This is a genomic window from Pseudomonas sp. FG1 (assembly GCF_034313875.1).
GTDB classification, from domain to species: Bacteria; Pseudomonadota; Gammaproteobacteria; order Pseudomonadales; family Pseudomonadaceae; genus Aquipseudomonas; species Aquipseudomonas veronii.
This window is the reverse complement of the sequence record NZ_JAVIWP010000001.1, coordinates 3,292,902-3,315,414: the sequence shown is the minus strand read 5'-3', so window position 1 is coordinate 3,315,414 and position 22,513 is coordinate 3,292,902. Positions and strand designations below refer to the sequence as shown.

Genomic DNA, 22,513 nt, shown 5'->3' with positions numbered 1-22,513 from the left:
CTTTGTGTTAAGGTCACAGGCATGGCGATAAAAGAAGGCCTCCGCCCGGGGGGCCGTAGTGCCCGGGTACAAGAATCCGTCCATTCGGCGGTGCGCGAACTGCTGGAAACCCATGAGCGGTCCAGCGTCACCGTACCGATGATCGCGGCGCGCGCGGGCGTCACGCCATCGACCATCTACCGCCGCTGGGGCGACCTCTCGGTGTTGCTCGCCGATGTGGCCCTGGCGCGCATGCGCCCGGACAGCGAGCCGGCCAACACCGGCAGCCTGCGCGGCGACCTGCGGGCGTGGGCCGAGCAATACCTGGATGAGATGAGTTCGGAGCCGGGGCGCAACATGATGCGTGATGTGCAATCCAGCCAGACGCCAGGGTATTGCGTGAGCATCCTGAGCGGGCAGCTTCAAACGATCGTCGAGCGCTACCCGAACGCCACGCCGCCACCGCCGAGCGCGGACCGCCTGATCAACCTGCTGGCGGCGCCGACGGTGTTTCGCATTCTGTTCTCCACCGCGCCGCTGGCGGTGGATGAGCTGCACGCGCTGATCGAGTTGGCGCTGCAAGGGTAAAGACGTTATTCAGAAACCAATGTGGGAGCGGGCTTGCTCGCGATTGCACTAGGTCAGTCACTGTATCGCTGACTGATCCACGGCTATCGCAAGCAAGCCCGCTCCCACATTTTTTACGGCGTGTAATCCGGCGTTACGTCCGCATCCCGCGCCCGCTCACCAGCAACCGCGCGCAACCGATGTACAACACCGCCGTGGCCACGACCATGAAGGTGATCGCCACGCTGATCCGGATATCCGACACGCCCAGGATGCCGTAGCGGAAGGCGTTGACCATGTGCAACACCGGGTTGGCCAGCGACACGGTCTGCCAGAACGGCGGCAGCAAGGTGATGGAGTAGAACACCCCGCCCAGGTAGGTCAGCGGCGTCAGCACGAAGGTCGGGATGATCGAAATGTCATCGAAGTTGCGGGCAAACACCGCGTTGATGAAGCCCAGCAGCGAGAAGATCGTCGCCGTCAGCACCACCACCACCAGGGTGATGCCGAGGTGATGCACTTGCAGTTGGGTGAAGAACAGCGACAACAAGGTCACGATCACGCCGACCATCAAGCCACGCAGCACGCCGCCCAAGGTGTAGCCGATCAGAATGGTGTGCGGCGACACCGGCGACACCATCAGTTCTTCGATGGAGCGCTGGAACTTGCTGCCGAAGAAACTCGACACCACGTTGCCGTAGGAGTTGGTGATCACCGACATCATGATCAGGCCCGGCACGATGTACTCCATGTAGGTGAAACCGCCCATGCCACCGATCTGCCGGCCGATCAGGTTACCGAAGATCACGAAGTACAGGACCATGGTGATCGCCGGCGGCAGCAGGGTCTGCGGCCAGATCCGGGTAAAGCGTTTCACTTCGCGGTAGACGATGGTTTGCAGGGCGATGAGGTTGGGTTGCAGTTCCGAATTCATACCGCCACCTTCGCCAGGTTTTTTTCCACCAGGGACACGAACAACTCCTCAAGGCGATTGGTTTTGTTACGCAGGCTCAGCACTTCGATGTGCTGGGTCGCCAATTGGCCGAACAGCGCGGTGATGCCCATGGCTTTATCCACCTGGACTTCCAGGGTACGGCTGTCCACCAGGCGGCATGGGTAGCCGAGCAATTGCGGCGGCGCCGACCGTTCGGTCTTCAGGTCGAGCAGGAAGGTTTCCACATGCAACTGGCCCAGCAGGTTGCGCATGCTGGTGTTCTCGACAATGGTGCCGTGGTCGATGATGCCGATGTTGCGGCACAGTTGCTCAGCCTCTTCCAGGTAATGGGTGGTGAGGATGATGGTGATGCCTTTCTGGTTCAGCTCGGTGAGGAAGGTCCACATCGAGCGACGCAGTTCAATGTCCACCCCCGCGGTGGGCTCATCGAGGATCAGCAGGCGCGGTTCGTGGACCAGCGCGCGGGCGATCATCAAGCGTCGCTTCATGCCGCCGGAGAGCGAACGCGAAGGCACGTCGCGCTTGTCCCACAGGCCCAGTTGGGTCAGGTACTGCTCGGCGCGTTCCTTGGCGACTTTCGACGGGATGCCGTAGTAGCCGGCCTGGGTCACGACGATGTCGAAGGTCTTTTCGAACTGATTGAAGTTGAATTCCTGGGGCACCACGCCGATGCAACGCTTGAGCGCCGCCGGGGATTTGTCCAGGTCATGGCCGAAGATATTCACCGTGCCGCTGGTCTTGTTGACCAGGGTCGAGAGAATGCCAATGGTGGTGGATTTGCCGGCGCCATTGGGGCCGAGCAAGGCGAAGAAATCACCTTCGGCAACGTCCAGATCGATACCACTCAGGGCCTGGAAACCGTTGCCGTAGGTTTTGGTTAGCTGCCGGATGGACAGAGCGGAACTCATAGCGGAATACGCACCAAAGAAGGGAATAGGGACAATAGATGAGGGCACACCGCGCATCGTTCAACGGCGGCGCATGACAAACATGGTGCTTGCCCGCGCCGCACAAGTACAGTCACCTGTATTAATAGTCAGTATCAGGTCAACGCGGTCATCACCGCTTTGCGGTACGCCGGGCGCTGTTGCAGGCGTTGGTACCAAGCCTCCAGGTGGGGCATGGCCGGGCGTTCGATGGGCATTTCAAACCAGGCGTAAACAAAGCAGCCCAAGGGGATATCGCCCATGCCGATGGCGTCGCCCGACAGGTAGGGCTGTTCGGCGAGCGCCTTCTCCACGGTGCCGAGTGCATCGATGCAGGCCTGGCGCCCGGCGTTGATGCTGTCCCAGTTCTGTTTTTCCGCCGGGGTGCGTACCACGCCCCAGAACACCGCCTTGAACGGCTCGGCGAGGGTCGAGGTGGTCCAGTCCATCCATTTTTCGGCACTGGCCCGCGCCTTCACGTCGCTCGGGTACCAGTTCGACGCCTGCTTGGCGCAGAGGTAACGCACGATGGTGTTGGATTCCCACAGCACGAAGTCGCCGTCTTCGATCATCGGCACCCGGCCGTTCGGGTTCAATGCGCGGTATTGCGGCGTGTCCACCACGCCAAACGCCCCGCCCGCATCGATGGCCTCATAGTCCAGGCCGAGTTCCTCGGCGCACCACAGGACTTTCCTGACGTTCGATGAATTTTTACGCCCCCAGATCTTCAGCATGACCGCGCCTTATTGTTGATGAACATGGCTTGATGAACGCAGCAGCATACGCCGGTTCACGGGCGGCTTAAATCGTCCTGCATGTCACCCAGCACGCTCGGCATCTGCTCGCCAAACAGGTGCGGGTAACATTTCTCCAGGTGGGCAAAGAAGAAATCTTCGGGCACATCCGCAAATTGCCCATGGTCCACCAGGTACTCCATCGAGCGCTTGCCCTGGCGATTGAAGGCGTGGAACACACTGTCGTTGATCCCATCGAACGCCAGCGGCGGCACATCGAACAGCTCGCACAATTGCTGGTTGAACGCCGGCGTGGCTTTGACCCAGCGCCCGTTCAGGTACAACTCGGTATAACCGTGCATGGCGAACACATCGCTTTTGAGCAGCGCGATCAGGCGTGGCGTCGACAGGTGATTGCGCACATCCGCCAGGCCGATGCGCGCCGCAATCCCGCAGTGCCGCGCGCAGGCGGCGAGCAAAGTGGCCTTGGGCACGCAGTAGCTCTGGCCGGCAGCCAGGGCGAAGCTGGCGTTCAGGGTGTTGGGGTCGCGGCTGAAGGTATAGGGGTTGTAGCGCACCGCCTCACGCACGGCGTAATAAAGACTGACTGCCTGATCACCTGAATCCGCGCTGGAACCGCGATGTTTTTCGGCGAACTCCACCACCGCAGGGTGGTCACTATCGATGAAGCGGCTGGGATTCAGGTACGTTTCCATGGGTTTGATCTCCGGGGGAAGCCTGGAGTCTAACGACAGGTCCGCCACAGCGATAACGACGATTCGGCCAAATGTCGGCGCCTGGTGATCGGTGATCCCAAGGTGCTTCCAGTACAACTCGCCACACCCTGATCACCGCGCTTTCTCGGATGCCGACTAAGCTCAACGGTGGTTTCGCCCCTGGTTTCACGGAGGATTGAATATGTTGTTGTGGATACTGGTTCTGGTGGTCGGCATTGCCTACCTGGCACACCGCCGCACCGCGCCCCTGCCCGCCCTGGGCGTGGTCGCCGTTTACCTGCTGGCGATGGGCGCCTGGAGCCACGCACCAGGTTGGCTGCTGCTGATCTGCTGGGTGTTGATTGCCATCGTGGCCGCGCCGCTGCTGCTGCCCGACCTGCGCCGCGAATACGTCACCAAGCCGCTGTTCAGTTGGTTTCAGAAGGTCTTGCCGCCAATGTCCGAGACCGAGCGCGATGCCATCGACGCCGGCACCGTCTGGTGGGACGGCGAGCTGTTCAGCGGCCGCCCCGACTGGAACACGTTGCTCGCCTACCCCAAGGCACGCCTGACCGAAGAAGAGCAGGCGTTCATCGATGGGCCGACCGAAGAACTGTGCGCGATGGTCAGCGACTGGCAAATCGGCCAGGCCATGGACCTGCCGCCCGCCGCCTGGGAACACATCAAGACCCATGGTTTCTTCGCCCTGATCATTCCCAAGGAGTACGGCGGCAAAGGCTTCTCCGCCTATGCCCACTCCCAGGTGGCGATGAAACTCGCGACCCGCAGCGGCGACCTGGCGTCCACCGTGATGGTCCCCAACTCCCTCGGCCCGGCCGAGCTGCTGCTGCATTACGGCACCGATGAACAGCGCAACCACTACCTGCCGCGCCTGGCCCGTGGCGACGATATTCCCTGCTTCGCCCTGACCGGCCCGCTGGCCGGCTCCGACGCCGGCGCCATGCCCGACACCGGGGTGATCTGCAAAGGTCAATGGCAAGGCGAGGAAACCCTCGGCCTGCGCCTGAACTGGGAAAAACGCTACATCACCCTGGGCCCGGTCGCGACCCTGCTCGGCCTGGCGTTCAAGGCACATGACCCGGACCACTTGCTGGGCGAAGAAGAAGACCTGGGCATCAGCCTCGCGTTGATTCCCACCGATACGCCGGGCGTTGACATCGGCCGTCGTCACCTGCCGCTGGGCGCCGCGTTCATGAACGGGCCCAACTCCGGCAAGGACGTGTTCATCCCCCTGGACTACCTGATCGGTGGCCAGGACATGCTCGGCAAGGGCTGGATGATGCTGATGAACTGCCTGTCGGTGGGCCGCTCGATTTCCCTGCCGGCGGTCGGCACCGGCGCAGCCAAGTTCACCAGCCTGGTGACCGGCCAATACGCCCAGGTGCGCGAGCAGTTCAACGTGCCGCTGGCGGCCTTCGAAGGTATCCAGGAAGCCCTCGCCCGCATCGGCGGCAACGCCTGGCTGATGGACAGCGCGCGCATACTCACCGCCAACGCGGTGGACCTCGGTGAAAAACCTTCGGTGCTGTCGGCGATCCTCAAGTACCACCTGACCGAGCGCGGCCGCGAATGCATCAGCCACGCCATGGATGTCCACGGCGGCAAGGGCATCATCATGGGCCCGAACAACTACCTGGGCCGCAGTTGGCAAGGCGCGCCGATCTTCATCACGGTGGAGGGCGCGAACATCCTGTCGCGCAACCTGATGATCTTTGGCCAGGGCGCGATCCGTTGCCACCCCTTCGTACTCAAGGAAATGGCCCTGGCCGGCCGCGAAGACCACGACCAGGCGCTCAAGGAATTCGATGGCCTGCTGATGCAGCACATCGGCTTTGCCGTGAGCAACGCCGCCAGCACCCTGGTGCTCAACCTGGGTCTCGGCCACTTCGAAAAAGCCCCCGGCAACCGCTTGAGCCAGGCTTACTTCCGTGCGCTGAACCGCCAGGCTGCGGCGTTCGCCCTGCTCGCCGACCTGAGCATGATGCTGCTGGGCGGCGAGTTGAAACGCCGCGAACGCCTGTCGGCACGCCTGGGCGATGTGCTGAGCCATATGTATCTGGCTTCGGCGGCGCTCAAGCGTTATCACGACCTGGATTCGCCGGACCACCTGGAACCGCTGTTCACCTGGGCCATGGAAGAAAGCCTGGGCGAAGCCGAACGCGCACTGGATGAACTACTGAGCAACTTCCCGAACAAGCTGCTCGGTTGCCTGCTGCGGGTCATCGTGTTCCCGTTCGGCCGTCGCCATACCGGCCCGTCCGATGCGCTGGATGCCGAAGTGGCCGCGGTGATCGGTCGCGCCAAGGGTGATCCGACCCTCGAAGAACTGCTGGCTGGCTGCTACCGCCCGCAATCGGCGCAAGACCCGGTGGGCGCCCTGCAACATGCCTGCGACCTGCTCGCCGCCAGCCATCCGCTGCAGAAAAAACTGCATGCGGCGCTCAAAAGCGGCCAGGTCAAACCGGCTGCTGGCGAACCGGCCATCGACGCCGCACTGCACGCCGGGGTGCTGCAACCGGCCGAGGCGCAAACCCTGCGTGAAGCCGAAGCGGCACGGCGCAAGGTGATCGACGTGGATGATTTCAGCAAGGAAGAACTGGCCCAGGCCGCGGGTAAAGTCCGCTGATCCCCCAGGCCATATAATTACGGGCGCTTGAGCTATATACTCTCGCGCCCGTTTTTGCTTTGAGGACTTATCTCGTGTCCAACGTCGTTGCTGATCATCTCGTCTTGCTCGACCACCTGCGCAGCATCCTGGTTGCCGTCGGCGAAGCCGAACAGGTGCCCGAGGAAAGCCACCTGCTGTTCCTGGAGCGTTTCGATGAACTGCGCGCCCTGCTGCCAATCGATCCGATCGAGAGCCAGTACCTGGGCCAGGACATGATGAGCCAGGTCATCCTGCGTTACCCGCAAATCGCCCATCTGGTGCCACGCGACCTGCTGTGGTTCTTCGGCGGCGATTGCCTGCACTTCATGCCCGACGAAGAACTGGACCTGTACCAGGCCCTGGAAGAGCGTCGCTTTGAAGCCGAACAGAACGATGAACCGTTCGACTGGAACCAGGAAAAACAGCTGCTGGCGATGCCGCAGGACCAGAGCAAGCACTGATCATTCAATGTGGGAGGGGCAAGCCCCCTCCCACACTACCGAGAGCCAGTACCTGGGCCAGGACATGATGAGCCAGGTCATCCTGCGTTACCCGCAAATTGCCCATCTGGTGCCACGCGACCTGCTGTGGTTCTTCGGCGGCGATTGCCTGCACTTCATGCCCGACGAAGAACTGGAACTGGACCAGGCCCTGGAAGAGCGTCGCTTTGAAGCCGAACAGAACGACGAACCGTTCGACTGGAACCAGGAAAAACAGCTGCTGGCGATGCCGCAGGACCAGAGCAAGCACTGATCATTCAATGTGGGAGGGGGCTTGCCCCCGATGGCGGCGTGTCAGCCAATACATGCATGACTGATCCACCGCTATCGGGGCAAGCCCCCTCCCACACTACCGAGAGCCAGTACCTGGGCCAGGACATGATGAGCCAGGTCATCCTGCGTTACCCGCAAATCGCCCATCTGGTGCCACGCGACCTGCTGTGGTTCTTCGGCGGCGATTGCCTGCACTTCATGCCAGACGAAGAACTGGACCTGTACCAGGCCCTGGAAGAGCGTCGCTTTGAAGCCGAACAGAACGATGAACCGTTCGACTGGAACCAGGAAAAACAGCTGCTGGCGATGCCGCAGGACCAGAGCAAGCACTGATCATTCAATGTGGGAGGGGGCTTGCCCCCTCCCACACTACCCTCGGCGCAGCGTCGGCTCGGTGGCCATGCACGCCACCAGATAATCAATGAACACCCGTACCTTCGGCGGCAGGTACCGCGTCGGCGAGTGCAGCAGCCAGGCCTCGCCATGGTAGGACGCAATAAAGTCCCACTCAGGCAACACCTGCACCAGGCGCCCCTCATCCAACGCATGCCGCGCCGTGAAATACGGCAAGCTGCCAATCCCCACATGCTGCAACACCGCATCCAGGCGCACGCCAGTGTGGTTCGCCGCATACCGCCCCCGCACGCCCACCGTGACCGCCTTGCCCGCCCGGCGAAACTTCCAGCGCGAGTCCCCCGGGGTTTCGCCCAGGTAGATGCAGCTGTGCGCCAGCAGATCATGGGGATGACTCGGCGTGCCGTGCTCGGCCAGGTACTGCGGCGTCGCGCACAATACGTGTTCGATGGGCAGTAATTGCCGCCCCACCAGGCCCGGCGGCGGGCTGTCGGTGATACGGATACTCAGGTCGACGTTGTCATCGATCAGGTCCACCTGCCGGTCCTCAAGGATCAACTGCACATCGACCTTGGGATAGCGCCGCAAGAATTCCGGCATATGCGGATGCACCACGAACCGCCCCACCGCCTTGGGCACGCTGACCCGCACCAAGCCCTCGGCCTCGTGGGTGAACTGGCCGCTGATTTCCATCACCGAGCGCGCCGCGTTGACCATCTCCTGGCAACGCTTGAACACCTCTTCGCCGCCCTCGCTCAAACGCAGTTTGCGCGTGGTGCGTTGCAGCAGGCGCGTGGCCAACGCCTGTTCGAGACGCGAGATGCTGCGGCTCACCGCCGAAGGCGACACGCCCAGTTGTCGCGCTGCCGCAGAAAAACTGCCGGCTTCCACCACTTTGACGAAAATCGCCATTTCACCCAGCAGCGGCAAAGGAAGATTGATGCTCATGACGCACAAGTCCATTGATAATTGAACGGATTATCACCCATCTGCGCACTATTTATACTGACCGCAGAACCTTGATGCGGATGTAGACGATGACCGAGCGCCTGTTTTTCACCCACGACCACCTGACCGCCGAGCTTGAAGTGCTGAGCTGCACCGCCCACGAAGAGCAGTTTGCGGTCACGCTGCAGTCGACGATTTTCCACCCCCAGGGCGGCGGCCAGCCATTCGACACCGGCTGGCTGGGCGACAGCCGGGTGCTGCGGGTGACCCAGGAGGCGGAGCGCGTGGTGCATTACCTCGACCAGCCCGTAGAACCGGGCCCGATCAACGCACGGGTCGATGCACCACGCCGTGCCTTGCACACCCGCCTGCATTCCGCCGGACACTTGATCGGCAACGCCGGCGAGGCGTTGGGCTGGATGCCGATCAAGGCTCACCACTGGCCGGGCGAAGGCAAGATCACCTTTATCCGCGGCGAAAGCGCACAAGCCATGGAGGCCGACACGCTTCAACAACAACTCGACCACTGGATCGCCGCCGACTACCCGCGCCAGATGCGCCTGGAAGACGGCATCCGCGAAGTCGGCTTCGGCGAGTTGCCCGCGTATGCCTGTGGTGGCACGCATGTGCAGGCATTAGGCGAATTGGGCCAGGTGACGATCCTGGCCGTGTCGGAGAAAAAGGGCACGCTGTCGGTGCGCTACAGCCTGGATTAAACCGCGATCGCCCCGGCCCGTCCCGGTTCCACCACGAACGACTTGAGCGTCGACACCGTGGCGGCCGGGTCACGCGGATCGGTAATCACACGAAAGTGCGTGAGCATGCGCTGGGCATCTAGCGTCACCGATACATACCCGCGCTGGCGGCTGTCGAAAAACTTCACATGGGGATTCTGCGGCAGCATCTGGGTGAAGGCGTCATAAGGCGGCCCATCGGAGGTCACCGAGGTGCCGACGAACTCGGTTGCGAGCACGGGCGAGTCCGGGTTGTTGGCATCGGCATGCAAATCGGTGGCCCAGAATGAATGTATATCGCCGCCCCAGAACACCGGGTTGTTGAGCTGGTGGCGCGCGATGGACGCGAGCATTCGTGAACGGTTCGCCATGTAGCCATCCCAACCATCGGTCCAATGGCCCAGCGTGTGCTGGGTCAGGTCGCGCTGCAGCAGCGGCGCCACCAGCAAGTCCTGGGCGATCACGTTCCATTGCGCTTTCGACTGGGCAAACCCCTGGTCCAGCCAGGCCTCCTGCTGCCAACCGAGCATGGTGCGAGCGGGGTCGCGCAAGTCGCTGCAGGTGTTGGCGGCGATGTGGCCCTGATGGCTGCCGTTGGCCTGAATGCACGGTTGCTCGGAGCGATACTGTCGACCGTCGAGCACATGGAAACGTGCCAGGCGGCCGTAGTCCAGGCGCCGATAAACGCGCATATCCGGCCCGCTGGGCAGGCTGCTCACGCGCAGCGGCATATGCTCGTAATAGGCCTGATACGCCGCCGCCCGCTGCTTGAGAAACTGCGCCACGGCAACCTTCGGGTCCTGGGACCAGCGGCTGGCATAGTCGTTCTGCACCTCGTGATCGTCCCAGGTCGCCACGCTGGGCGCCGCCGCGTGCAAGGCCTGGAGATCCGGATCGGTCTTGTACAGCGCATAGCGGTTGCGATAGTCGCTCAGGGTCAGCGCGTTGCCGCTGCCGTGAGAACGAATGACTTTTCCCGAGTCGGCCGCGTAGGAACTGTCGTAGATATAGTCACCGAGGAAAAACACCAGGTCCGGCTGCTCCGCCGCCAGGTGACGATAGGCACTGAAGTACCCGCGTTCCCAGTGGGAGCACGACACGAACCCCAAGCGCGCCGTCGCCAGGGCATGCAAAGCCGGCGCGGTACGCGACTGCCCCACCGCGCTCTGCGCCCCCAGCCCTTCGAACTGATACCAATACGGCCTGCCGGCTTCCAGCCCCGCGACCTCCACATGCACGGAGTGGGCAAAGCGCTCACTCGCCATCACCTCACCCTGCCTCACAATGCGCGTCATCCCCGCATCGCTGGCGACCCGCCAACGCACCGGCACCGCACGCGCCAACCCGCCGCGACCGTCCGCCGCATTGAACAACGGCGCCAGGCGCGTCCAGATCACGAAACCATCCGGCAACGGATCACCCGAGGCCACGCCCAACGTGAACGGATAATCGATCCCCGCACTGCGGGCAAACGGGCTGAGGATCGAAAAGGTGGTGGCCAGCGCCAGCCCGGCCAGCACCCGGCGCCGATCATGGTCAACCGCGCGACTCACGCCAGGCGCTCCCAGTCATTGCGCACGGTCGCAAACCCGAGCAAGTCCTCATACACCCCATTCTTGAGAAACGCGGCGCGCATACAGCCTTCGTACAGCAGGCCGATTTTCTCCATGACCCGCGCCGACTCCTTGTTGCGGCCAAAGCATTGGCTGCCCACTCGGTACAGGCCCAGTTCGGTGAACCCGAAGTCCATCACCGCACGCGCCGCCTCGGCCGCATAGCCTTGGTTGCGACAGTGCGCCGCCACCCATCCACCCAGGTGCCCGTAGTGGTGACGCGCATTGAGACGCAGACTGACGATGCCGATCAATTCGCCGGTTTCGCGCAGGTGCATGCCCAGGCTCAACAGATCGCCGGCGCGGTATTTGTCTTGCATCCCGTCAATAAACGTCCGGGCCGTTTCCAGGGTATAGGGCGATGGAATGTTGGCCGTGTTGTCAGCAATCTTCGGCCCGTTGGCGAGGCTGGAAAGTACCGCGGCCTGGTCGCTTTCCAGCGCCCGCAACAGTAAACGCGAAGTCAACAAATGCGGCAATGACTGACTCATACAAGACGGCTCTCGGTGTAAATTTTTCGAGAATGTACCCCCGGCGTTTCAGTTTCATTACTTCGTGGAAGTGACCGGAAACCAATCTGTAAGACACGTCCTAGACACGTCAAAACGTAAATTAAAGTTAACCGTTCGGTCATTTTCCGTTGTTAGCGTGTCGCCCCTAATTCAATAACGGGGTAGCGGAATGAGAACCTGGGATGAACCGAAAAAACGCAAGGCACACATCGAACTGATCCCGATGATCGACGTGATGATGTTCCTCCTGGTGTTTTTCGTACTCGTGAGTCTGAACGTGATTCCGGCACTCGGCATGAAGACTCAACTGCCCAGCGCCAGCAGTTCGCAGCAGCTCAAGCCGCAGAACAAATTCATCCTCACCCTGGGCCTGGAAGGCCAGTTGCAACTGGATGGCAAGGACCTCACGGTCGACGCTCTGGTACCGGCGCTGAAGGCGGCGGAAAAGCCGGATACCAAGTCGACGATCATCGTCAACAGCGACAAGGGCGTGGAGGTTTCGCGCCTGGTGGAGGTGATGGACACCCTGCGTCTGGGTGGCTTTACCTCCGTGTCCATCGCCACGCGTAAGTCCTGATCATGTACGTCCTGTTTCGTGCGCGTCGGCTGCTGGGCAGTGTCCCGGCCCTGATCGCCCTGGTGCTGATTGCACTGGGTATCCAGTCCCAGACGTTGAAGGTCGAGCCGGTGTACGACGAGTCGGCGGTCGAGTTGGCATTGGTCGAGCCGGAGCCCGAGGTGGTGCCGCCACCCGTGGTGGAGCAAGCACCGCCACCGCCGGTGATCGAGGACGAAGAGGCCGAGCCGGCCCCTCCACCACCGCCCCCGCCACCGCCCAAGCCGGTGCCCAAGCCCGTGGTCGCCAAACCCACGCCGACGCCGCCCCCGGTGGCGGCCAAACCCGCGCCTGCGGCGGTCGCCCAGGCTGCGCCGACTCCGGCCCCGCCCGCACCGCCCAAGGTCGACGGCCAGGCCCTGGAGGGCGGTTACCTCAAGGGTTTGCGTAACGAGCTGGACACTTACAAGCAATACCCCACAGGACGCCAGGCCTCCCTCGAACGCCCAAGTGGCGACGTGGTGGTTTGGCTGCTGGTGGACCGCCAGGGTCGGGTACTCGACTCCGGCGTGCAGACCCCGGCCTCGAGCATGTTGCTCAACCGGGCCGCCGCCAACAGCCTGCGGCGTATCAAGCAGGTCAAGCCGTTCCCCGAGCAAGCCTTCGGGGGGCGCAACGAGCAGCGCTTCACCGCCACCTTCAACTACAGCGTGCAATAAGCACCCGACACTAGGATGACACTGATGAGGTTCACACGGATTCATCTGGCACTCGTTGCCGCGAGCATGGGGCATGGCATGGTCATGGCCGACACCGGCGACAGCGACGTCGGCACCATCGGCGTACAGGGCAAGGCCACTGCCGGTGGCGGCTACATGGTGCAGGAAGAAAGCATCAAGGGGCGCTCCACGATAACCAAGGAAGCGCTGGATAAACAAACCGCCACCGGCAACGCCATCGACAAGCTCAAGTACACCCCGGGCCTGAACATCTCCAGCGAAGATGCCACCGGCCTGTCGGGTTTTCGCTTCACCATGCGCGGGCTTAACTCCGACCAGGTGGGGATGTCGGTGGACGGCATGCCGATCAACGACTCCGGCAACTACGCGCTGTACTCCAACCTGTTGGGCGACCCGGAAAACATCGACCAGATTTTCGTCACCCAAGGCTCGTCGGAGGCCGACGGCCCGCACATCGGCTCCAGCGGCGGCAACATCGGTATCGTGACCATTCGCCCCACCAAGGAAACCGGGGCCTTCGTCAAACAGACGGTCGGCAGCAACGCCACCCGCAAGACCTTTGCCCGGCTCAACACCGGCGAGGTCAACGGCTTGAGCAACTGGCTGTCGGCGTCCCATACCGAAGGGCAGATGTGGCGCGGCTCGGGCGCCGTGCGTGCGGACAAGGTCGAGTGGAACAGCTTCTTCGACGCCGGCAACGGCAACACCGCCAACCTGATCCTCAAGTACCACGAGCAGGACAACAACAGTTACAGCCAACTGACCAAATCGCAGTTCCAGCAGAAGGGCCGCAAGTTCGACCCCTACCCCGCCACACCGACGGTCGGCAGCAACGGCAAGCTCAACAGCTACTACGCCCTCGCGCAGAACCCGTTCCAGACCTTTACCGGCGTGCTCAATACCCAGTTCAAACTGGCCGACAACCTGGCCCTGTCGGTGATCCCGTATTACTACTGGGGTAACGGCAGCGGCGTCGGTTCGTCGAGCTACGCGCTGAACCGCGGCTCAAACGCAGGCGGCGTCTTCGACCTGGGCAACTTGCCCACCGCCGCGCAATACAATGCCGACGGTTCCTCGACCACCGGCGTGTACTACCGCCCCTCCCGCACCCAGACCTGGCGCCCCGGCATTACCACCAAACTGAACTGGGACCTGGGCGATCACAGCCTGCAATTCGGCTACTGGTACGAGCGCGCGCGCCAAAGCCAGACCCAACCGTTCATCGCACTCAAGAGCAACGGCAAGCCTACCGACACCTGGCCGGACGGCACTTCCGTGGTCGATGCGAACGGCAACACCGTGCAGGGTCGCGACCGCTTCACCATCACGCCGGCGCAGAAAGTCTGGGCCCAGGACACCTGGTACATCAACCCGGACTGGACCCTGGTGGCCGGCCTGGCCTACATGAACGTCAAGCGCGACGGCACCAACAACGGCAGCCTCACCGAGCAGCCGGAAAAACGTCACCAGACCTACAACAAGCTGCTGCCCAACGCCGGCCTCAAGTACCAGCTCGACGAACGCGACCAGTTGTTCTACAGCCTGTCGCGCAACATGCGTATCCCGCAGAACTACGTGCTGTACGACAAGGGCGTGGACTCGATCAACTCCAAGCCGGAAACCAGCTGGAACCATGAGTTGGGCTGGCGCTTCACCGGCGACGACATGACCGTGGCCGCCACCTTGTTCTACATGCAGTTCAAGGATCGCCAGGTTTCGTCCAAGGACATCAACGGCGACTTCGCCGACATCAACGCCGGATCGGTCAACAACAGCGGCCTGGAGCTGGAATGGAGCGGCCTGCTGCCCCACCACTTCAACTACTACACCTCCTACACCTATACCAAGGCCGAGCAACAGGACGACTTGACCGTGTACAACGCGGGCAAAGCCATCCTGTTGCCCACCAGCGGCAAGCAGTTCGCCAACGTGCCGAAAAACATGCTGGCCGCCAACATCGGGTATGACGACGGGCGCTTCTACGGCACCTTCGGCGGCAAATACACCAGCAAGCTCTATGGCGACCTGACCAACGACGAAGCCATCTCCGGCCGCACCGTGTTCAACGCCGGCGCCGGTATCTACCTGCCGGTGGACAAGAAAGTGGTGAAGGACGCAACCCTGCGCCTGAACGTCGACAACCTGTTCGACAAGAAGTACCTGGACGGCGTGTACACCACCAAGACCAACGCGGCCAGCTACAGCGGTTTCCGCGACGGCGACCCGGCCTACATCGTTGGCCTGGAACGCACCGTGACGGTGTCCCTGGAAGCCAATTTCTAACTGCGAGGTAATCGAACATGGACATGAACCTGCTCCACGATATCACCTTCTATGTGATGTACGCCGCGATGGCCATCGCCATCTTCATCGCCATCGAGCGCGGTATTTACTTCGCCTATGTGCGCCGCCAGGCCCGTGCCTTGACCGAGGTGCTGGGCGCCCACGTACACAGCGAACGTGACCTGCCGGAAAGCCTGAGCCGCCGCGACAGCCTACCGCTGAACATGGTGATGCCGGTGCTGGCACAGAAAGCCTCGCAGGGTTCGCGCAAGGACCTGGATGATGTGATCGAAACCCAGTACCTGACCACCCGCGCCCCGCTGGCCCGCAGCCTGTGGATCATCGAAACCATCACCACCGCCGCGCCGTTGCTGGGCTTGCTCGGCACCATCCTCGGCATCATCGACACCTTCAAGGCGTTGGCCAGCGCGGGGGTGTCCGACCCTGGGCAGATTTCCGGCGGTATCGGCACCGCGTTGTTCGCGACGGGCCTGGGGATCGCCATCGCGCTGTTCTGCGTGGTGTTCCACAACTTCTTCCAGGACAGCCTGGAACGCATCAACGATCAGTTGAAGATCCTGCTGATCCGCGCTGCCACCGGGGCCCGCGTGCAGGGCGAAGTGCCGCACCTGGTGCCCACCTCGTTGCAAAGCCGCACGGCATGACTGTCAGGGCGGGCGCGTGAGGCGCCCGCCCTGTCTTTTTCCCTGACGAGATGCCTATGTCCCTATCGATGAAATGCCGTATCGCCGGCCTCGCCGGCTTGCTGCTCAGTCCGCTGGCCCAGGCGGACTTTTCAATTCCGGGGTTTGAACTGGTACACACCGTGCCGCTGGACACCGACCTGGCGAGCGCCGATCTACGCCAGCCGGGCCCGGTATGGATCGAGCTGTTCGACGGCGCCAAAAGCACGATCGACATCGGCCAGTTTTATGCCGCCGACCATCCAGGCTCGGTACTGGAGCGGGTGATCGAGCGCCTGGAAGCCGCCGGTAAACGCGGCGTGAAAATTCGCTTCCTGCTGGAGGAAAAAGGCATTCGCCTATCAGAAGCCTCCACCCTGGAACGCCTGCGCGCGATTCCCAACCTGACCTTGCGCGTGCTGCCCTACGCGCAACTGAGTGGCGGCATCATCCACGCCAAATACATGGTGGTGGATGGGCAGCAGGCGTTTGTCGGCAGCCAGAATTTCGACTGGCGGTCCCTGGAACATATCCACGAAACCGGGCTGCGCATCACCGACGCTACGGTGGTCGGCCAGGTCCAGGCGATTTTCGATCAGGACTGGCAAGCCCAGGCGGCGCTGAGCGCACACAGCCCGGTGCCGCTGCCGATGGCCGGCCAGGCGCCTGCGCGCAGCGGCAATTACCTGGTGGCCAGCCCGCAACGCTACAACCCGCCCGGGGTGGGCGACTCCCAACTCGAACTGCCGCGCCTGCTCGGCGAAGCCAAGCACGAAGTGCGCGTGCAACTGCTGGACTACGCGCCGCTGTCCTACGGCCCGGATAAAACCCGGCCCTACTATGCGGTGATCGACAACGCCGTGCGTGCCGCCGCCGCACGCGGGGTGTCGATCAAGCTGATGGTGTCCAACTGGAACACCGATGCGCTGGAACTGCCCTATTTGAAAAGCCTCGCAGTGCTGCCCAACGTGCAGATCAAGATCGTCACCCTGCCCCAGGCCAAGCAAGGGTTTATCCCCTACGCACGGGTGATCCACAGCAAGACCCTGGAGATCGACGGGCAAGTGGCCTGGGTCGGCACCAGCAATTGGCTGGGCGGTTATCTGGATAATTCGCGCAACCTGGAGGTGGTCATGCGCAGCGAAGCGATGGCCAAGCGTATAGGCCAATTGCACGAGCAGTTGTGGGATGGGCCCTACGCCAAAGCACTGGACGTAACGGCCGATTACCCTGCGCCGCACCCTGGCCAACCTTGACCTGAACACGATTCAACGCCCGCGCACACAGGGATGTACACTCCGACGCGGGGGCGTTTGACTGAGAAATTTCCTACGCCAAGGTCTGCCATTCTCATTCCCTGTGGTGGTAGTGTGTGGAAATATTTCTGACTTAATGATCAGAAATCTCCCACTCACTACCAGCAAAGGAATGCGTCCCGCCATGTACTTTCCACTCAAGCAATTGGCTGTCGCCAGCGTGTTCGCCGCGAGCCTTTCGACCCTCGTCAGCCCGGCTTTCGCCAATATCACCCCACAGCAGAGCACGGCGATTCTGAAGGACTTCAGCGCAACCTCGATCACTGACTTCAACGGTTTCCTCGGCACCCTGGCCCAGGGCGAGCTGGGCAAAACCAGCGATACGGGGCCGGCGATCAGCGCCTTTCTCGAGCACAACCCCCTGAGCGCCGAGCAACAGAACGAAATCAATCGCCTGCTGGGCATTTATGCGCGGCTGAAATACGCCAAGGCCGCCACCGAGACCCTGCGCGAGCTGGTGGAAATTCCGACGTTCAACGTCGACGGCGTGCCGCAGTACAAAAACCCGCAATTCCTCAAGATCGCCGACAAGCTGCAGGGCCTGGCGAAAGCCTTCAACCTGAACTTCCGTAACATCGATAACCGCGTGTACGAAATCTCCCTGGAAGGCAGCGGCGATGAAGTGGTGGGCATCCATGCGCATGCGGATGTGGTGCCGGTGACGCCGGAAAACTGGGTGTTGAAAGACGGCACCCGGCTCGATCCGTTCAAGGTCACGCTGATTGGCGACCGCATGTACGGCCGCGGGACTGAAGACGACAAAAATGGCATCGTGGTGGCGATGTACGCCATGAAGGTGATCAAGGAAGAGAAGCTGCCGCTGGCGCGCACGTTCAAGCTGCTGGTGGACACCACCGAGGAAACCTCCGGCGACGCGATCCCCTATTACTTCGAACGCAACCCGACGCCGCCGTACAACCTGGCGCTGGATGGCGGCTACCCGGTGGTCATTGCCGAAAAAGGCTACGGCACGATCATGGCCACCTTCCCACGCCGCACAGGCGAAGGCAAAGGCGCAGAGATCATCGCCATGACCGGCGGCAAGGCCACCAACCAGATTCCCTCGGCGTCGGTCGCCACGTTGCTCAGCGACAAACCCGCCGAGTTGGCGGCCAGCCTGCAAGAGGCCGGTACGCAATACGCCGAGCGCAATGGCGGTGACTTCCAGGTGAGCGCCAAGGTGGTCGGCAAAGCGGTGCAGTTGACGGTCACCGGGGTCTCGGCGCATTCGTCCGAACCGGAATCCGGGGTGAACCCGGTCGCGCGCATGCTGGAGCTGATCCACAGCGTCGATGGCAAGATCGCCCTCAAGCACAACCACATCACCGACGCGGCGCGTTATGCCGCCGACAATTGGGGCCTGGATTACCTGGGCGGCAAATTGGGCGTGGGCTTCGCCGATGACTTCATGGGCCCGCTGACCACCTCGCTGACGTTTGTCGACCTCGATGACAAGAGCTTCAAGCTGGCGGTGAACCTGCGCGTGCCCAAGGGTCAGTCGCCGGAGAAACTCAAAGCGCAAATTGCCGACAAGCTCAGCGCCTGGGACAAGAAAACCAAGGTCAACGTGAACTTCACCTACTCGATCGCCGAACCGATGTACCGCAACCCGGAAGGTGAGTGGGTCAAGGCCTTGTTGGCGGTGGCCACGGAAAACCTGGGCATGAAACACGCGTTCGGCACCTCGGCCGGCGCCACCTCCGTGCATGAACTGCCCAACGGCGTGCAGTTCGGCCTGGCACGCCCGGAAGAGAAGTACACCGGGCACACCGACAATGAGTTCAAGACGGTCGAACAGTTCCTCCTCGACCTGCAGATCGTCACCGAAATGATGGCGCGGGTCGGTCAGTTACCGCAGCTCTGAATGCGGCAGGAGCCCGCCGCAATGGCGGGCTTTTTTCAGTTGGCGCAGACACCCTAGACGCTGACGGCGGCCGCCTGCATCGAACCGGTTTCCTGCAGGTTGATGTGCCAGCTCAAGGCCTTGCTCAACACATGCGGCGTATGCCCACCTTTGGCGCACGCGGCCTTGAAGTAGCTGCGCAACGCCTCGCGATAATCCGGGTGTACGCAGTGGTTGATGATCAACTCGGCCCGTTCTTTCGGCGCCAGGCCGCGCAGGTCGGCCAGCCCTTGCTCAGTCACCAGGATATCGACGTCATGCTCGGTGTGGTCGACATGGCTGACCATCGGCACCACGCGGGAAATCGCACCGTCCTTGGCGATCGACTTGGTCACGAAAATCGACAGCAGCGCATTGCGGGCGAAATCTCCCGAACCGCCGATGCCATTCATGATCTGCGTGCCACAAACGTGGGTGGAATTGACGTTTCCGTACAGGTCGAACTCCAGCGCGGTGTTGATGGCAATCACGCCTAAGCGTCGAATCACTTCCGGGTGATTGGAGATTTCCTGGGGCCGCAACACCAGGCGGTCGGCGTATTTTCCCAGGTTGCCGAACACCCGCTGGCCGCAGGGGCCGGACAAGGTAATCGAACAGCCGGAGGCAAACTTCAGCTTGCCCGCGTCGAGCAATTCGAAGGTCGAATCCTGCAACACCTCCGAGTACTGCACCAGGTCGGTGAACGGCGCATCGATCAGCCCGCACATGACGGCGTTGGCAATGGAGCCGACGCCGACCTGCAACGGCGCCAGGCTTCTGCCCAAGCGTTTGTGCTCCACTTCCTGTTCGAAAAAAGCCACCAGATGGTCGGCAATCGCCTGGGTTTCATGATCGGGCGGCAGCATCGGAATCGCAGATTCCGGCGTGTCGCAGAGCACGATGGCGACGATCTTGGCAGGGTCAATTTCGATGGCCTGGGTGCCGATGCGATCATCCGCGCGGATGAGCGGAATCGGCCCGCGGCCAGGGCGCCCGTGGGGCAGGAAAATATCGTGCATCCCTTCGAAATAGGGGCTGCTGGCCAGGTTCAGCTCAACGATGACCTGCCGTGCCGTCTGGGCGAAACTGGCCGAATTGCCGACCGAAGACGTCGGCACGATATGGCCCTGCTCAGTGATCGCCACCGCTTCAATCACCGCAATATCCGGATTGGGCAGGCTGCCGTCACGCAGTTGTTCGACCACTTCGCTCAGGTGCTGGTCGATAAACACCACACGGCCTTCGTTGATCGCCTTGCGCAGCACCGGGTCGCCTTGAAACGGCATGCGCCGCGCCAGCAGCCCGGCCTCGGCCATCTGCCCATCCAGGCCACGACCGAGGCTCGCGCCGGTGATCAGGTTGATCTTGAGCGGATCCTGCCGCGCTCGTTCGATGAGCGCCAGCGGCACGGCCTTGGCGTCCCCTGCGCCACCGAAACCACTCATGCCCACGGTCATGCCGTCTTGAATGAACGCGGCGGCCTGCGCCGCGCTCATGATTTTTTCGTGCAAGGAATCCAGGCGGATGCGCTGGTGATGCATGGGGTGAACCTCAAAAAAGTTAGGCACAAAAACCAACGCGCTGTCAGAACTGTTCTTCATCCAACGCCATGATGCTCGCGCTCCCAGCGCTGACCGCCGCCAACAATGCGTGTACCCGCGGCAACAATTGCTCCGCGTAGAAGCGTGCGCTGACGCCCTTGGCCTTGAGGAAGGCCGCATCGCCCGTGCCGGCTTCCAACTGCGCATGCGCCTGCAGGGCAGAACGCGCCATGAGCCAGCCGCCCGACAGGTAGCCGAAGAGCATCAGGAAGTTGACGCTGACACTGCCGGCCCAATCCGCATCGTGCTTGGCGTTGTCGAGTAACCGCGACAAGGCCTCGCGCCCGGCGCCGAGCGCAGCGGCCAGTGCCACGGCCTGATAGTCGAGGGCATCGATGTGACGCAGTTGCTCGACGGTTTCATCCATTTCCTCGAGCAGGCTGTTCAGTAACGCGCCTTGGTTCAGCAGGGTCTTGCGCCCCACCAGGTCGAGCGCCTGAATGCCGGTGGTGCCTTCATAAATGGTCAGGATGCGCGCATCGCGATAGTGCTGCGCCGCGCCGGTCTCTTCGATGAAGCCCATGCCGCCGTGGATTTGCACGCCGAGGGAGGTGACTTCCTGGGCCAGTTCGGTCAGCCAGCCTTTGACGATCGGGGTAAACACATCGACCCGCCCCTGGTGATGGCGCGCCAGTTCCGGCGTGGGCGCATGCGCGGCACGGTCGACTTCGGCGGCGGCCACCAGCGACAACGCGCGCATCGCTTCGATGGACGCTTTCATCTGCAACAGCATCCGGCGCACATCGGGAAAGTGGATGATCGAGAAACGGCTGCCATCCTTGCGCGTGCCCTGCAGACGGTCCTTGGCGTATTGACGGGCCTGCTGGTAAGCGCGCTCGGCAATCGACAGCCCCTGCAGGCCGACACTCTGGCGGGCGTGGTTCATCATGGTGAACATGCAGGCCAGGCCCATGTGCGGCTCGCCAAGCAGATAACCGACGGCCCCTTCGGGATCGCCGAAATTCATCACGCAGGTCGGGCTGCCATGAATGCCCAGTTTGTGTTCCAGGGAGATGCACTGCACGCGGTTGCGCACACCCGGCTGGCCCTGGGCATCGAGCAGGAACTTGGGCACCACGAACAGCGAAATGCCTTTGACGCCCGCCGGCGCATCCGGCAAGCGTGCCAGGACCAAATGCACGACGTTGTCGGTCATCTGGTGATCGCCCCAGGTGATGAAAATCTTCTGCCCGGTGATCAGATAGTGGTCGCCCTGGGGCACGGCGCGGCTCTTGATGGCCGCCAGATCGGAGCCGGCATCCGGCTCGGTCAGGTTCATCGTCCCGGTCCACTCGCCGCTCACCAGTTTTTCCAGGTAGGCGCCTTGCAGTTCGGCCGAGCCGTGATGGGCGATGGCTTCGATGGCGCCCTGGGTCAACATGGGGCACAAGGCGAACGCCATATTGGCTGAGTGCCAGATCTCATTGACGGCCGTGCCGATCACGTTCGGCAGGTTCTGCCCGCCGTGTTGCTCCGCAGCGGTCAACGAGGGCCAGCCGCCTTCCTGGAATTGCCGATACGCCTCGGCAAAACCCGGTGCCTCTTGCACACCCTGTTCCCCCAGGTGCGTACCTTGGGTATCACCGACCCGGTTGAGCGGCGCCAGCACGCCGGAGCCCAAGCGGCCTGCCTCGCTCAAGATGGCGCTGACCAACTCGCTGTTGACATCCTGAAGCTGGGCGCTCGCGCACAACTGCTCAAATCCGACCAGTTCCTCCAGCACGAATTCGGTGTCGCGGTACGGATGGGCATAACCACTCATTGTTACTTTCCTCATTCACTCATTAGACAGGCCGCTACACCCTTCGCCCGCTACCCCATGCCGGGTAATTGACCAAAACGGCCATTACCTTAAAAACCCGGGTCGGTAGCAAGCAGGGACGAAGCCAGCAGCGCAAAGCTCTATTCAGCTTCCTCCGATCCAGCCCCGCGTGGCAATTACCAAATCAGTCGAAAAACAGACATAAACGGAC

General features: G+C 62.2%; 19 protein-coding genes and 2 pseudogenes. 12 read left to right on the top strand and 9 right to left on the bottom strand.

Annotated features, from left to right (window positions below; all coding sequences use genetic code 11):
• Window positions 1-21 precede the first annotated feature (21 nt).
• Window positions 22-567: a TetR/AcrR family transcriptional regulator gene (locus RGV59_RS15410; RefSeq protein ID WP_026140003.1), complete on the top strand. Its 546-nt coding sequence runs from the start codon at window positions 22-24 to the stop codon at window positions 565-567.
• Window positions 568-700: 133 nt separating this feature from the next.
• Here RGV59_RS15410 and RGV59_RS15405 read toward each other — a convergent pair whose 3' ends face one another.
• The 4 genes from RGV59_RS15405 to RGV59_RS15390 all read right to left on the bottom strand — a co-directional run bounded on the left by RGV59_RS15405 (window position 701) and on the right by RGV59_RS15390 (window position 3,877).
• Window positions 701-1,480 (bottom strand): ABC transporter permease, encoded by a 780-nt coding sequence (locus RGV59_RS15405; protein WP_017846834.1) that lies wholly within the window; start codon window positions 1,478-1,480, stop codon window positions 701-703.
• A complete protein-coding gene (locus tag RGV59_RS15400; RefSeq protein WP_017846833.1) occupies window positions 1,477-2,409 on the bottom strand; it encodes an ABC transporter ATP-binding protein in 933 nt (310 codons plus the stop codon). Before RGV59_RS15400 ends, RGV59_RS15405 begins: the two co-directional genes overlap by 4 nt.
• Window positions 2,410-2,543: 134 nt before the next feature.
• The gene (locus RGV59_RS15395; RefSeq protein ID WP_017846832.1) at window positions 2,544-3,161 is read right to left on the bottom strand and encodes a glutathione S-transferase family protein; all 618 of its coding nucleotides are present in this window, start codon (window positions 3,159-3,161) and stop codon (window positions 2,544-2,546) included.
• Between the two features lie 56 nt (window positions 3,162-3,217).
• Window positions 3,218-3,877, bottom strand: a complete 660-nt coding sequence (locus tag RGV59_RS15390) for a transglutaminase-like domain-containing protein (protein ID WP_079443197.1) — start codon at window positions 3,875-3,877, stop codon at window positions 3,218-3,220.
• A 202-nt stretch (window positions 3,878-4,079) separates the two neighbouring features.
• On the opposite strand from RGV59_RS15390, the gene RGV59_RS15385 reads away from it, so the two are divergent.
• From RGV59_RS15385 to RGV59_RS15370, 4 genes and pseudogenes are all read left to right on the top strand, one after another.
• Entirely contained in the window at window positions 4,080-6,524 is a 2,445-nt protein-coding gene (locus RGV59_RS15385) for an acyl-CoA dehydrogenase (RefSeq protein WP_126586537.1), read from the top strand.
• A 74-nt stretch (window positions 6,525-6,598) separates the two neighbouring features.
• Entirely contained in the window at window positions 6,599-7,006 is a 408-nt protein-coding gene (locus RGV59_RS15380) for a PA2817 family protein (RefSeq protein ID WP_017846829.1), read from the top strand.
• 34 nt (window positions 7,007-7,040) lie between these two features.
• Window positions 7,041-7,298, top strand: a pseudogene (locus tag RGV59_RS15375) (PA2817 family protein); the annotation flags it as partial.
• A gap of 86 nt (window positions 7,299-7,384) precedes the next feature.
• A pseudogene (locus RGV59_RS15370) lies at window positions 7,385-7,651 on the top strand (PA2817 family protein); the annotation flags it as partial.
• 36 nt (window positions 7,652-7,687) lie between these two features.
• Here RGV59_RS15370 and RGV59_RS15365 read toward each other — a convergent pair.
• Window positions 7,688-8,620 (bottom strand): LysR family transcriptional regulator, encoded by a 933-nt coding sequence (locus tag RGV59_RS15365; RefSeq protein WP_126586539.1) that lies wholly within the window; start codon window positions 8,618-8,620, stop codon window positions 7,688-7,690.
• Between the two features lie 89 nt (window positions 8,621-8,709).
• Here RGV59_RS15365 and RGV59_RS15360 point away from each other — a divergent pair, with 89 nt between their 5' ends.
• The gene (locus RGV59_RS15360) at window positions 8,710-9,336 is read left to right on the top strand and encodes a hypothetical protein (RefSeq protein WP_017846825.1); all 627 of its coding nucleotides are present in this window, start codon (window positions 8,710-8,712) and stop codon (window positions 9,334-9,336) included.
• On the opposite strand, the gene RGV59_RS15355 is transcribed toward RGV59_RS15360, so the two are convergent.
• Both RGV59_RS15355 and RGV59_RS15350 read right to left on the bottom strand, forming a co-directional pair.
• Entirely contained in the window at window positions 9,333-10,907 is a 1,575-nt protein-coding gene (locus RGV59_RS15355) for an alkaline phosphatase D family protein (RefSeq protein WP_126586541.1), read from the bottom strand. The two genes, RGV59_RS15360 and RGV59_RS15355, sit on opposite strands and share 4 nt — an antisense overlap.
• Entirely contained in the window at window positions 10,904-11,458 is a 555-nt protein-coding gene (locus RGV59_RS15350; RefSeq protein WP_126586543.1) for a GNAT family N-acetyltransferase, read from the bottom strand. Before RGV59_RS15350 ends, RGV59_RS15355 begins: the two co-directional genes overlap by 4 nt.
• 190 nt (window positions 11,459-11,648) lie before the next feature.
• Here RGV59_RS15350 and RGV59_RS15345 point away from each other — a divergent pair, with 190 nt between their 5' ends.
• The 6 genes from RGV59_RS15345 to RGV59_RS15320 all read left to right on the top strand — a co-directional run bounded on the left by RGV59_RS15345 (window position 11,649) and on the right by RGV59_RS15320 (window position 18,921).
• Window positions 11,649-12,056 carry an ExbD/TolR family protein gene (locus RGV59_RS15345; protein ID WP_005786670.1) on the top strand — a complete coding sequence of 136 codons (408 nt, stop codon included), beginning with the start codon at window positions 11,649-11,651 and terminating at the stop codon, window positions 12,054-12,056.
• 2 nt (window positions 12,057-12,058) lie between these two features.
• Window positions 12,059-12,754, top strand: a complete 696-nt coding sequence (locus tag RGV59_RS15340; protein ID WP_322246995.1) for a TonB family protein — start codon at window positions 12,059-12,061, stop codon at window positions 12,752-12,754.
• 24 nt (window positions 12,755-12,778) lie between these two features.
• Window positions 12,779-15,058, top strand: a complete 2,280-nt coding sequence (locus RGV59_RS15335) for a TonB-dependent receptor (protein ID WP_126586545.1) — start codon at window positions 12,779-12,781, stop codon at window positions 15,056-15,058.
• 17 nt (window positions 15,059-15,075) lie between these two features.
• A complete protein-coding gene (locus RGV59_RS15330) occupies window positions 15,076-15,723 on the top strand; it encodes a MotA/TolQ/ExbB proton channel family protein (protein ID WP_126586547.1) in 648 nt (215 codons plus the stop codon).
• 56 nt (window positions 15,724-15,779) lie between these two features.
• The gene (locus tag RGV59_RS15325) at window positions 15,780-16,997 is read left to right on the top strand and encodes a phospholipase D-like domain-containing protein (RefSeq protein ID WP_046384170.1); all 1,218 of its coding nucleotides are present in this window, start codon (window positions 15,780-15,782) and stop codon (window positions 16,995-16,997) included.
• Between the two features lie 184 nt (window positions 16,998-17,181).
• Window positions 17,182-18,921 (top strand): dipeptidase, encoded by a 1,740-nt coding sequence (locus RGV59_RS15320; protein WP_126586549.1) that lies wholly within the window; start codon window positions 17,182-17,184, stop codon window positions 18,919-18,921.
• 53 nt (window positions 18,922-18,974) lie between these two features.
• Here the strand turns inward: RGV59_RS15320 and RGV59_RS15315 are convergent, their stop codons facing one another.
• Both RGV59_RS15315 and RGV59_RS15310 read right to left on the bottom strand, forming a co-directional pair.
• A complete protein-coding gene (locus RGV59_RS15315; RefSeq protein ID WP_126586551.1) occupies window positions 18,975-20,480 on the bottom strand; it encodes an acetyl-CoA hydrolase/transferase family protein in 1,506 nt (501 codons plus the stop codon).
• A 43-nt stretch (window positions 20,481-20,523) separates the two neighbouring features.
• Complete coding sequence (locus tag RGV59_RS15310; RefSeq protein WP_126586553.1) at window positions 20,524-22,302, bottom strand: acyl-CoA dehydrogenase; 1,779 nt, start codon at window positions 22,300-22,302, stop codon at window positions 20,524-20,526.
• Window positions 22,303-22,513 lie beyond the last annotated feature (211 nt).